Raw genomic sequence first — 13,396 nt, 5'->3', positions numbered from 1 at the left:
ACCTCATAAACCAGCATTTCAGTTCCTGTTTCTGATAAGTAAGCATCGGTAACTTTTTTTATGAGATCATTTGCAGCTTCTGCCTTTACCAGATTGATCGTACAACCCCCAAAACCACCACCCATCATCCTGGCACCAATCACACCGGGATTGTCTTTGACCAGATCAACCAGCAGATCGAGTTCTTTGCAGCTTACTTCATACAGGTCTTTTAATCCGGCATGGGTCTCAAACATTCTTTTGCCAAAGCTGATCATATCATCTTTCTTGAGGTCTTCACAGCCATTTAAAAGCCTTTTGATTTCTGAAACTACATAAGTGCATCTGCGGTAGACAGTTTCATCCTCTGTTTTTACAATATTGTCGAGCATTTCCTGGCTGACGTCTCGCAGACTTCTCACTTCGGGATGGAATTCCTGTATGAGTGCCACTCCCTTTTCGCATTGCTCACGGCGCTGATTATAAGCTGAATCAGCCAGAGAATGTTTTACACGTGTATCAAACAGCAATATTTTGATGTCTTTAGTATGGAATGGCACATAAGCATATTCCAAATTCCGGCAATCCAATCGGATTAGATGCTCTTTCTTGCCAAAAACACTCGCAAACTGATCCATGATACCACATTTTACCCCCACAAATTCATTCTCTGCTGCTTGTCCGATTCTTACCAGATCCATTTTTTCATAATCAAGTCCGAAGAGTTCATTCAGAGCATAGGCCGTCGCGCATTCCAAAGCGGCAGAAGATGATAGTCCGGCACCCAGAGGGATATCCCCGCCAAATACAAGATTAAAGCCATGTTTTAAGGAATGTTTTTTTTGAATCTGTTCAACTACTCCAAGAATATAATCGGGCCATAATTTGCCTGAAGGAGCTATATTAAGTAGGCTGGTGTCGTAGTTATCCTCGTAATCAAGCGAGTGCAGTCTAATCTCATCGTCCTCCCGTTTCTGGATACCGAGCCAGATTGCCTTATTGATTGCAGCAGGCAATACGAAACCCATATTATAATCGAGGTGCTCACCGATCAGGTTTATCCTTCCCGGTGAACGAATAATCAGAGCTTCCTGCCCGAATAGCTCTTTGAATTTATTTCGGATGATTTGTGGATAATATGTGATAGGGTCATTCATTTTTTATCTTTCTTAATTCAATACATGCTTTACCTTCATGTCACAGCCAATAATAAAGGAAATTATTGTTTAATAAGTACTAATTTTGCAGGATTAACGTTTCCTAGCACATGAGATTTTTCAAATACATCATATATTTTTCACTACTTCTTGTTTGTCCGCTGATCAGTTCTGCACAGCAAGCGTCTTATTCCATTATTGGAACTGTTGCCAACCTTGAGATTAAAAGCCTGTATTTTACAGAAACTTCCTTCTTCAGTAATGTTAAGCCGAAGGTTCAGAAAGTGAATATTCTGGAAGGTAAATTTAATATAAAGGGTGATTTCAACGAACCTGTTCCTGTTTTTCTTTCTATAGATCAGGATTTTAAAAAGAATCCGGCTACAACGAAACAGTTCATTCTTGATAGTGGTAATATCTCTGTTCAAATTAATGGTGGACTTAATGATGCGCTTATTAGTGGTTCAAAAGCTCAGGATGATATGCAGCGTTTAAGTTCGGGGCAGGCACCTTATTACGAAAAGTTAAACCAGATTGGAAAAGAGGCCGAACTAAAATCACAATCAGGGATTTCTCCTGATTCCATTGCCGCCCTGTATCGGATTCCATTCAGGGATGTTAACCGGGAATTGGTGGAATTTCAACTATCCTTTGTAAAACAAAATCCTACAGCTTTTGCATCTCTATTGCTGATTCCAAGTATTGCCGGCAGCAAATTTAATTTCTTTGAGGCTGATAGCCTTCTGAAAAGTCTCAGTTCGGGGATACAAAACAGTGCAACGGCTAAGCTGGTAAAAGATTATATAGATTCTGAAAAGAAGACCTCATTAGGTGCTGTTGCTCCTGATTTTGCATTATCCGATACTTCGGGCAAAGCGATTCCCCTCTCCTCATTAAAAGGCAAATATGTTCTGCTTGATTTTTGGGCAGCATGGTGCGGGCCCTGTCGTCAGGAAAACCCGAACGTTGTGCATGCGTACAAGCAGTTTAAGGATAAAGGATTTACCGTTTTTGGAGTTTCGCTCGACAGAGATAAAAAGAGCTGGCTTGCTGCAATCCGTGAAGATAATCTGAACTGGCAGCATGTTTCCGATCTGAAATACTGGGGAAGTGAGGCGGCAGCATTGTACAAAGTCAGCAGTATTCCAAGGAATTTCCTTCTCGATCCGAATGGGAAAATCATTGGTCGCGACCTTCGCGGACCTGATCTTTTAGATAAATTGAATGAATTACTTCCTTTAAAGAAGTAAAATTTCTATTAGGTTAATTTTAACTAAAATTTGTAAAGAGCAGGGAGAACAAATCTACAGTAAATCGGCACCGATATCAGGACGATAATATCTGCCATCAAAATAGATCCTTCCTGCATCAGCAGTTGCGTTTTGAACTGCATCAAATAAATTATCCTGCAGTGAGGTGATTGCGATTACCCTGCCACCATTGCTCTTTACGACGCCATTTTCGAGTTCGGTCCCGGCATGAAAAGCGACGGAGTTTCTCAGGTTTTCTATCCCAGAAAGAGTTTTTCCCTTTAGATATTCTCCCGGATATCCTCCCGAAACAATCATTATCGTTGCTGCAAATTTTGGAGATATTTTTAGTTCTTTTTCAGAAAGGTTTTCATCAGCCACACCCATGAACAACTCGATAAGATCACTTTCAATTCTTGGAATTACACTTTCGGTTTCGGGATCGCCCATACGTACATTGTACTCGATCACAAAAGGCTCTTTCCCATCTGCCGAACTTGCAGCCATCAGGCCAATAAATATAAATCCTTTATAAGGGATATTATCCTTTTTTAAACCTTCAATTGTTGGAATGATGACCCGTTCTTCCACCTTTTGCATAAATTTTGCATCAGCAAAAGGAACGGGAGAAACTGAACCCATGCCGCCTGTATTTAGTCCGGTATCACCTTCACCAATTCGTTTATAATCTTTGGCTTCAGGCAGGATTTTATATGATTTACCATCCGTTAAAACAAAAACAGACAACTCGATTCCTGTTAAAAACTCTTCAATAACAACCGTACTGCTGGCTTCTCCGAATTTTGCATCGGCAAGCATAGCTTTTAATTCAGTTTTTGCATCTTCCAGAGTCTCACAAATCAGTACCCCTTTACCGGCAGCTAATCCATCTGCTTTTAACACGATCGGAAGCTTCTGAGTTTCAAGATATTTTAAGCCATCATTTAGACTGGCCTTGGTGAATGATTTAAATGCTGCAGTCGGAATGCCATGTTTAATCATGAACTGCTTCGAAAAATCCTTGCTGCCCTCAAGTTGAGCACCCTCTTTCTGCGGACCGATAACCGGAATATGTGATAAATCACTGCGTTCGAGAAAAAAATCATGAATTCCTTTTACCAATGGCTCTTCAGGGCCCACCACAAGCATCTCAACATTGTTTTTAAGAACAAAAGCAGCTATACCTTCAAAATCCGTTAGTTGCAGGTTTATATTCTTACCATAGGCAGAAGTTCCCGCATTTCCGGGTGCGATATATAACTGAGATAAATGCCGGCTTTCTGCCATTTTGGATGCGAAAGCACATTCGCGTCCACCCGAACCAAGTAAGAGGATATTCATGCTGTAAAGATAGGCCGAATTAGCAAATGAACAAATGTAAATGAGCCTTACGAATCGAAAATTAATAGAGGATTCAGTAATTTAAATACTAATTTAAACTTGTAAAATTCTCTGGAGTTCATAGAAGCTATAAGGATTAATGAGAAATTATTCGGACAGTGGAATTTTAAATCAAAAAAAATGATAGATAAATGAAGAAATTCATAAGATTTGAATACCCCGGCCTGTTATTGCTCTTGCTTTTATTAATTTCCTGTACAAATGTAAATGGTCCGAAATCAGATAGCAGAGATACAATTCCTGAATATTACACTGATGAGGATTTTAAATCTGTTCCCAAGATTGATGCACATATGCATATCCAAAACTATGCGGATACAGTTTTTATTAATCAGGCCGAAGAAGATAATTTTCGCTTCCTCAATTTGAATGTATTTAAGTCGGGCGGTAAACCAATTGAAGAACAACAAAAATTTTCGGCAGAGTTGGTACAGGTATTTCCGGGCCGGAATGCCTGGGTAACTACTTTTTCGCTCGATAACTTCAATAATGAGGGATGGCAGCAGGAAGTGATAAGCTACATAAAACAATCAGTCGAAAATGGAGCAGTTGGGGTGAAAGTATGGAAGAACATTGGTTTCTTTCTGAAAGATGAAAAAGGTCAGCTGGTTATGATTGATCATCAACGTTTTGATCCAATACTTGATTACCTGGCGAAGAACCATATCCCATTAATCGGACATCTTGGAGAACACAGAAACTCCTGGTTGCCTTTGGAAAAGATGACGGTAAATGGAAACCGCGACTATGCCCGTGCCCATCCCGAAGAACATATGTATTTACATCCCGAACGCCCATCTTACGAAGATTATATTAATGCAAGAGACCGGATGCTTGAAAAACATCCGGACCTGGTATTTATAGGAGCCCATTTGGGAAGTTTGGAGTGGAGTGTCGACGAACTGGCAAAGCGTCTGGATAAATTTCCCAATATGAGTGTTGATATGGCAGAACGGGTTTCGCATTTGCAATATCAGGCATTGACCGAATGGCAAAAGGTGCATGATTTTTTTATAAAGTATCAGGACAGACTTGTTTATGGTACCGATTTGAGAAGTTCTGCAATGGATATTGTTAATAAGGGAATTAAGGATCCGGCAGGGATAAAAAAACATGCCCATGAAGTATGGATGCGCCACTGGCAGTTTTTTTCGGGCGACCAAAAGATGCGTGTACCTAAGGTTGAGGGTGAATTCAGAGGACTAAAGCTGCCCAGAGAGGTTGTGGATAAAATATACCGGACAAATGCTGAAAAGTTGTTCCCTGTGTTTAGGATCAGATAATTATACCACCCCGGCCAGAATCTGCAAGGCCTTTTTTCTCATTAATAATCGTAATTTTGCCCCCTGAATTATGCCAAACTGACCATAAAGAGGTAGTGGCGCAATTCTTGTATAAATTGAATTTCAATATTTCACATACACATGTTAGGACTTTTAAGTAAACTTTTCGGTAGTAAATCAAATCGTGATATAAAACTGATTCAACCACTGGTTGAAAAAACTAAAGAGGAATATGCCAAATTGCATTCCCTTAGCAATGATGAATTAAGGCAAAGAACAATATATTTTAAGGCCCGTATTCAGGAATTTCTTGAAGAAATCGATAAAGAGATCGCGGTTGTGAAGACCAAAGCAGAATCTGAAGATCTGCCAATTAATGAAAAGACGGCACTTTATGATCAGTTGGATAAGTTGCAAAAGGATCGTGATAAGGAGCTTGAAAAAGTCCTGATGGAAATATTACCTGAGGCCTTTGCAGTTATGAAAGATACTGCACGACGTTTCACAGAAAACACAACAATAGAAGTTACTGCTACGCAGGCCGACAGAGAACTGGCTGCCCGCAAGAAGAATGTTGTGATTCAGGGTGACAAGGCTATTCACCATAATACCTGGCTTGCTGCCGGAACTGAGGTGACCTGGAACATGATTCACTATGATGTTCAGCTGATTGGTGGTATTGTACTTCACCAGGGTAAAATTGCCGAGATGGCAACGGGTGAGGGTAAAACCCTTGTCGGAACCCTGCCTGCCTACCTGAATGCATTATCGGGACAAGGTGTTCATATCGTAACGGTGAATGATTACCTGGCACGACGTGACTCGGAATGGAACGGACCATTATTTGAATTTCACGGATTAACTGTTGATTGTATCGATAAACATCAGCCAAATTCTGAAGAACGCCGCAAAGCCTACCTGGCTGATATCACCTTTGGTACCAATAACGAATTTGGTTTCGATTACCTGCGTGACAATATGACACTGAATCCCGAAAGCCTGGTTCAGCGTAAGCTGCATTTTGCGATGGTGGATGAGGTTGACTCGGTATTGATCGATGATGCCAGAACCCCGCTGATTATTTCAGGACCAATTCCAAGAGGTGATGAACACGAATTCTATGAACTGAAACCCCGTATTGAACGGCTGGTAACTGCCCAGAAAAATTTCGTTAACGGTGTTTTAAACGAGGCAAAAAAACTGATTAATGAAGGTCATGCTGGTCCGACAGAAGGTGGTTTAGCCCTTTTGAGAGCCTACCGTGGTTTGCCAAAGAGCAAGGCATTAATCAAATTTCTGAGTGAACCGGGCATGAAGCAGGTTCTGACCAAGGCAGAAAATTATCACATGGAAAATCAGAATAAGGAAATGCCAAAGGCAGATGCCGAGCTTTTCTTTGTGATTGATGAAAAAAATAATCAGGTTGAATTGACCGAAAAAGGTATTGAGCTGATTACCGCCTCAGGAGAAGATCAAAACTTCTTTGTGATGCCGGATGTTGGTACAGAGATCGCTGATCTTGAAAAATCCGCGTTATCTACCGAAGAAAAAATCGAGAAAAAAGACGCTTTAATGCGTGATTTCTCAATAAAATCTGAGCGTATACACTCTGTAAACCAATTACTTAAGGCTTATACCCTCTTTGAGATCGATGTTGAATATATCGTTGATGAGGGTAAGATCAAATTGGTTGATGAACAAACTGGTCGTATCATGGATGGCCGCCGTTATTCTGATGGATTACATCAGGCGATCGAGGCTAAAGAGAATGTTAAGGTTGAAGATGCTACCCAAACCTATGCAACCATTACCCTGCAGAACTTCTTCAGGATGTACCATAAATTATGTGGTATGACCGGAACGGCTGTTACAGAAGCCGGCGAGCTTTGGCAGATCTATAAATTGGATGTTGTTGAAATCCCAACCAATGTGACTGCTCAGCGTAAGGATCATGAAGATATGGTTTATCGTACCGTTCGTGAGAAATACAATGCTGTCGCTGATGAAATTACAAGATTAACTGAGGCGGGCAGACCTGTGCTGGTAGGTACCACTTCAGTTGAGATTTCCGAATTACTGAGCAGGATGCTTAAGCTAAGAGGCATAAAGCATAACGTTTTGAACGCGAAACTTCACCAGAAAGAAGCGGATATCGTTGCAGAAGCCGGACAGGCAGGAACAGTTACCATTGCCACCAATATGGCGGGTCGTGGTACGGATATCAAGCTTGGCCCTGGTGTTAAGGATGCAGGAGGTTTAGCGATTGTGGGTACCGAACGCCATGAATCACGCCGTGTCGACAGACAATTACGTGGTCGTGCAGGCCGTCAGGGTGATCCGGGTTCCAGTCAGTTTTTTGTATCTCTGGAAGATAACCTGATGCGTCTATTTGGCTCTGAGCGGATATCCAATATCATGGTCAGAATGGGAATCGAAGAAGGCGAAGTAATTCAGCATTCAATGATCACCAAATCCATTGAGCGTGCACAACGTAAGGTGGAGGAAAACAACTTCGGTGTTCGTAAGAGATTACTCGAGTATGATGATGTGATGAACTCACAGCGTTCTGTAGTTTATGCAAAACGTAAGAATGCATTATTCGGAGAGCGCCTGGATGTAGACCTGAACAATACCATTTTTGATGTGGTTGAGGATGTTGTTTCCGAATACAAGGATCAGGGTAATTTTGAAGGCTTCCAGATGGAGGTGATCCGCATTTTCTCTGTTGATCCCGAACTTACAGAAAAGCAATTTGCAGCGAGCAATATTCATACTCTTACTGATGAAGTTTTTGAGAAGATCAATGACTTCTATCACCGTAAACTTGAAGCCATTGCAAACCAAACGCTTCCGGTTTTAAGAGATGTTTTTAAAGAGCGTGGTGATCAGATTGAAAATATTGTGGTTCCTTTTTCCGATGGAATACGTTCAGTTCAGGTAGCAACTAATCTTAAGAAAGCTGTTGAAAGTAATGGTTATGAGGTATTTAAGGCCTTCGAAAAGAGTGTGGTACTTGCTCTTATCGACGATGCCTGGAAAGAGCATCTGCGTGAGATGGATGAATTGAAGCAGTCGGTACAGAATGCGGTTTATGAGCAGAAGGATCCTTTGATTGTGTATAAAATGGAGGCATTTAATATGTTCAAACAGATGCTTGCAACCGTTAATAAAGATATCGTCAGCTTCCTTTTCAAGGGAAATATTCCTTCTCAGGATCCCGACCAGGTACGTGAGGCACGCCCTCAGCCACGCCAGGATCTGAGTAAATTAAAAGTTTCAAAACCGGAGCTTAATCAGTCATCAGGTGGAGTACCTGTTGATGATACCAGAGAACTGCAAAAGACTCAGCCGATCAGGGTGGAACAGAAGATAGGCAGAAATGATCCTTGCCCTTGCGGAAGCGGTAAGAAGTACAAAAACTGCCATGGAATAGGAGCCGATTAAACGAATGCATTGGAAAAGCCTCATCGGATTTATTCTTATTATGTGTTTCCAGCAGCTGGCAGCTCAGGAAAAGGGTAAGGTTCTGGTTACAAAAGACCCGCAAATTGACAGCCTGATCGCACGTCGCCTGGAATTGAACAGGGCAGGTCTTACAGGCAATAATGTAACTTTATCAGGTTTCAGGGTGCAGATTTTTTCAGGTTTAGATCGGCAGGTTGCTTATTCTGAACAGGCAAAATTTAAAGCAAGGTATCCCGGTATTAATACCTATATCAGTTATACCCAGCCAAATTACCGGCTGAGAGTTGGGGATTTCCGAACCCGGCTGGAAGCCGAAAAATTGATGAATGAACTAAAGAAATACTATACTTCCATGTTCATTTTTTCTGAAATGATAATTCTTAAATAATGTTAAAAGATAAGATTAGCCTTCTTGCAAAAGAAATCCACGCAAATGTGGTTGAGAGCCGCCGGCATTTACATGCCAATCCTGAACTTTCCTTCCATGAGTATCAGACTTCAGCTTATGTAGCACAGAAGCTTGATGAACTTGGAATTAAGTATCAAAAGATGGCGAATACAGGTTTAGTAGCGATGATCAAAGGTGAGAAACCTTCTGATGCGGTTATAGCCCTTCGTGCTGATATGGATGCTTTGCCTATTGTTGAGGCGAATGATGTACCTTATAAATCAAAGAATTCTGGTGTGATGCATGCTTGCGGACATGATGCGCATACCTCTTCTCTTCTTGGGACTGCAAAGATTCTAACTGAACTAAAAAATGAGTTCGGAGGAACCATAAAACTGATATTTCAGCCTGCCGAAGAGAAATTACCTGGTGGTGCAAGTATGATGATCAAGGAAGGGGTTCTTGAAAATCCAAAACCTGATGCTGTGATCGGACAACATGTAATGCCTTTGATTGAGGCAGGACAAGTCGGTTTCCGATCAGGGAAATACATGGCTTCAACCGACGAGATCTATGTAACTGTTCACGGAAAAGGTGGTCATGGAGCACAGCCTCAGCAAAATATTGACCCTGTATTGATTACTTCTCATATTATAGTTGCTTTACAGCAAATCATCAGCCGCGTCGCAGATCCCAAAACACCATCTGTACTTTCCTTTGGTAAGGTTATTGCCAATGGTGCTACGAATGTGATTCCGAATGAGGTTTACCTTGAAGGAACTTTCCGTACGATGGATGAAGACTGGAGAGCCAGAGCTCATGAAAAAATGAAGAAAATGGCTGAAGGCATTGCTGAAGCTATGGGTGGAAGCTGCGATTTTAATATCGTTCGTGGATATCCATTTCTCATCAATGAAGAAAAACTGACAGCTGATGTTCGTGCCCATGCCGAAGACTATTTAGGAAAAGAAAACGTTCTGGATCTGGATATCTGGATGGCCGCAGAGGATTTTGCTTATTATTCCCAGGTTTCTGATGCCTGTTTCTACAGACTGGGTACTGGTAATAAGGAGCGTGGGATAACCTCTTCGGTTCATACACCGACATTTGATGTGGATGAAGAATCGCTCAAATTAAGTACCGGATTGATGGCATATATTGCCCTGAAGCAGTTGGGTAACTAGTATCATATACTTCTTTGGGATGTATATGCTTTTTTGAAATTAATATGAAGAAAATATATTTATTACTGAGCCTGTTGGGTGTTTACAGTATAGGTTTGGCTCAGAAAATTCCGCGTTTTAATCCCGATACAGTACTTACTGTCACTATCGATTCGGCAATCACCATAACTTCAACACGTCTTACTGCCGAGACCTTCATTAATGAGATCATTAATGATACCAGCTTTTATGCGGCCTTTCGTAATATGAAAAAATACAGCTTTAATGCTGAGAACCGCATTTTTACATACGACAAAGCAAATGCGGTTGAAGGTAAAATCTATCGCAGAATCTACCATAATAATACCGGCCCTTATAAAATGGATATCCTTGAGAAAAGGGATGAGGGTAATGTCTACAAACGAAATGGAAAATATTCCCTTTACACGGTCGAGATGTTTGATTATATCTTCATGAATGCCTATAATTCTGATTTTGTTCCTTCTGCGCCGATATCAGGAGCAAAAGGCGAAAGTAATGAATCGTACAAAGATAAGCTGAAAACCCTGATCTTCAGCCCGGGAAAACCAATTAAGGGTGTGCCTTTCATTGGCAATAAAACTCAGATTTTCACCCCAAACATGAGGCAGTATTACGATTATACCTTTTACAGAGGGACCTATCTTGATTCAATTCCTGTTTACCGATTTAAGGTTGCACTTAAGCCGGATCTGTCGGGCTGGACTGAAGGAGGGATGATGATTAAGGAACTGGTCACGATCTTTGATATGCGTAATTTTCAAATTCTCGGACGTTATGTAGACATGAAATATGGAAATCTCGCTTTTGATTTTGATGTTCAGATGAATATCGAGTTGGGATATTTTGGTGAAGACAAAACCCTGTTGCCAACCAAGATCAGCTATCAGGGCAACTGGGATATACCCTTTAAGCGGGAAGAACGGGCTAGTTTCCTGATCCTCCATAAAGGGTATAAATAATTTTTTGATACCCCAATCTTTATTGTTCTTTTAGGAGATTGTTTTAATAAAATTCAGTCTGCTCAAAGCCATTGGCACACAAGCATTTTGCACCTTTATTTCTTCCTCAAATTAAGCTATTGTTTATTTTCCAAAATTTGTATCTTGCGCCCTCTTTTAAAATTATATTAGAAAAAAAATACGGATATGGGAATAATGAGTTTTTTGCGGAACCGTGCAGGGATAATCATCGTTGGGGCTATTGGTTTTGCAATTGTTGCATTTTTAGTAAGCGACGCAGTACAGATGGGCGGATCGTTTATGCAGGGAAATCAGACTGAAGTTGGGGAAGTTGACGGTAAGTCCATTTCTATTCTGGAATTCAACGAGAAGGTAGAGCAGAACACGAATAATTTCAAACAACAGATGGGTCAGAGTAATCTGGATCCACAAATGACCTCTTATATCATTGAAAATACATGGAATCAATCGATTTCACAGATTTTGATGAGCAAGGAAATGAGCCGTTTAGGTTTGCAGGTTAGTAAGAACGAGTTAAACGACCTTGTGTCAGGTAAAAATCCTGATCCTCAGATCATTCAGAACTTTGGAGATCCTCAAACAGGTCAGCTGAACAGAATGCAGTTAAATGCGTTCCTTGAGAATGTAAAGTCTCAGCCTGCATCAAGCCCTGTTAGTCAGCAGTGGACTGCCTTTTTGCTCAATATCCGTGAGAATAAACTGGCACAGAAGTATACAAATCTTATTAAAAACAGTCTTTACGTTACCTCTCTTGAGGCGAGGGAAGATTACGATCAGCGTAATAAACTTGCGAATTTCAGTTTTGTAAATCTTGAGTATAGTTCAGTTCCGGATAATCAGGTCAAACTGACCGATCAGGATTATTCTGATTATTACAAGGAAAATATTTACAGGTTTAAGAATCCTTTGGAGAAGCGCTCATTTGAGTACATCGTTTTTGATGCGAACCCTTCAAAGGCCGATTCGGCAGATATAAAGGCTATGGTTGCAAAAACCGCTGCCGAGTTCAGAGCTGCTACTAACGACTCATTATTTGTAAGTATCAACGCTGAAACTAAAATGCCTATCACCTATGTTCGTAAAGGGCAATTAGAGCCTGCACTTGATTCAGCAGTATTCAGTGCTTCAAATGGAGCATTTATTGGTCCTTTGTTTACCGGTGGTGTTTACAAAATGGTAAAGGTTCTGGATCTTAAGGTAGGACCTGATTCAGTAAAAGCAAGTCATATTTTACTAAACCCTGCTACTGAAGGCGGTATAGATAAAGCAAAAGCAAAGGCGGACTCAATCAGAGGTGTAATTGCAAAAGGAGGCAGCTTCACTGAGCTTGCAGCAAAATTTGGGACTGATGCTTCGAAAGATTCAGGCGGTGATCTTGGTACGTTTGCAAGAGGCGCTATGGTACCTGCATTTGAGGAAGCAGTTTTCAATGGTAAAACAGGTGATCTTAAAGTGATCACTACCCAGTTCGGTGTTCATGTAATTAAGATCAACGCTCAGATTGGTTCTTCCAGAGTAGCTAAAGTTGCTATTGTAGATAAATCTTTCTCAGCAAGTAATAAAACACAACAGGAAGCCTATTCAAAAGCAACAAGTTTCCTTACTGTTGCAAAAGATGCTGAAACATTTGATGCGGAAGCTAAAAAGGCAGGTTATGCTAAACTACTTGCCGATAATGTGATAGCTACTCAATCTTCTATTCCGGGATTGGATAGTCCGCGCGAGATGGTTAGATGGGTATTTGGTGCTGATAAGGGAGATGTTTCAAATCAGGTTTTTGAAATGGGAAGTAAGTTTGCCGTCGCCAGAGTAGTAGATATATTTAAAGAAGGGACACTTCCTCTTGATCAGGTAAAGAAAGATATTGAGCCAATGGTAATGAAGCGGGTTAAAGCGCGAATGCTGATTGAGAAAATGGAAAAGGCTTTGGCCGGATCTAAATCGATCGATCAGGTAGCTCAAAAAGTTGGCAGAGCAGTAACACCGGTACAGAATATTGTGTTTGCAAACCCGGTAATCCCAGGACTTTCACAGGAAAATGTGCTTGTTGGAACTCTTTTTGGGTCACAGCCAGGTAAATTATCGAAACCTATTGAAGGTGATCAGGGAGTGTTCGTTTTCATTGTAAACGGCTTTAGTAAGCCCGCACCCCTTACCAATGCCTTTAAACAAAAGGTTCAGGTATCTCAGGGCCTGGCACAACGTGCTTCAGGCGAGGCTTTCAAAGCTTTACGTGATAACTCAAAGATCAAGGATAATCGCGTTAAATTCTTTTAATAGCTATTTTC

General features: G+C 40.9%; 9 protein-coding genes. 7 read left to right on the top strand and 2 right to left on the bottom strand.

Annotated features, from left to right (window positions below; genetic code table 11):
• Positions 1 to 1,136, bottom strand: a 1,136-nt coding sequence (gene galK / locus VGE44_RS05270; RefSeq protein ID WP_331076702.1) for a galactokinase, incomplete at its 3' end; no start/stop codon positions are given.
• A 110-nt stretch (positions 1,137 to 1,246) separates the two neighbouring features.
• Here galK and VGE44_RS05265 point away from each other — a divergent pair.
• Positions 1,247 to 2,386: an AhpC/TSA family protein gene (locus tag VGE44_RS05265; protein ID WP_331076701.1), complete on the top strand. Its 1,140-nt coding sequence runs from the start codon at positions 1,247 to 1,249 to the stop codon at positions 2,384 to 2,386.
• Positions 2,387 to 2,440: 54 nt separating this feature from the next.
• Here VGE44_RS05265 and purD read toward each other — a convergent pair whose 3' ends face one another.
• Positions 2,441 to 3,727: a phosphoribosylamine--glycine ligase gene (purD, locus tag VGE44_RS05260; protein ID WP_331076700.1), complete on the bottom strand. Its 1,287-nt coding sequence runs from the start codon at positions 3,725 to 3,727 to the stop codon at positions 2,441 to 2,443.
• 191 nt (positions 3,728 to 3,918) lie between these two features.
• Between purD and VGE44_RS05255 the strand changes: the two genes are divergently transcribed.
• From VGE44_RS05255 to VGE44_RS05230, 6 genes are all read left to right on the top strand, one after another.
• Positions 3,919 to 5,070: an amidohydrolase family protein gene (locus VGE44_RS05255; RefSeq protein ID WP_331076699.1), complete on the top strand. Its 1,152-nt coding sequence runs from the start codon at positions 3,919 to 3,921 to the stop codon at positions 5,068 to 5,070.
• Between the two features lie 141 nt (positions 5,071 to 5,211).
• Entirely contained in the window at positions 5,212 to 8,514 is a 3,303-nt protein-coding gene (gene secA, locus VGE44_RS05250) for a preprotein translocase subunit SecA (RefSeq protein ID WP_331076698.1), read from the top strand.
• Between the two features lie 4 nt (positions 8,515 to 8,518).
• The gene (locus tag VGE44_RS05245; RefSeq protein WP_331076697.1) at positions 8,519 to 8,923 is read left to right on the top strand and encodes an SPOR domain-containing protein; all 405 of its coding nucleotides are present in this window, start codon (positions 8,519 to 8,521) and stop codon (positions 8,921 to 8,923) included.
• Positions 8,923 to 10,107, top strand: coding sequence for a M20 family metallopeptidase (locus VGE44_RS05240; protein ID WP_331076696.1), 1,185 nt, complete (start codon positions 8,923 to 8,925; stop codon positions 10,105 to 10,107). The genes VGE44_RS05245 and VGE44_RS05240 overlap by 1 nt, the downstream gene beginning before the upstream one ends.
• Before the next feature lie 44 nt (positions 10,108 to 10,151).
• On the top strand, positions 10,152 to 11,087 hold the full coding sequence (locus VGE44_RS05235) for a hypothetical protein (protein WP_331076695.1): 936 nt from the start codon (positions 10,152 to 10,154) through the stop codon (positions 11,085 to 11,087).
• 186 nt (positions 11,088 to 11,273) lie between these two features.
• Positions 11,274 to 13,385 carry a peptidylprolyl isomerase gene (locus tag VGE44_RS05230; protein WP_331076694.1) on the top strand — a complete coding sequence of 704 codons (2,112 nt, stop codon included), beginning with the start codon at positions 11,274 to 11,276 and terminating at the stop codon, positions 13,383 to 13,385.
• The last annotated feature ends 11 nt before the right edge of the window (positions 13,386 to 13,396 follow it).

This window comes from Daejeonella sp. (genome assembly GCF_036405355.1).
Classification (GTDB): Bacteria; Bacteroidota; Bacteroidia; order Sphingobacteriales; family Sphingobacteriaceae; genus Daejeonella.
This window is presented reverse-complemented; position numbering and strand designations above follow the sequence as displayed.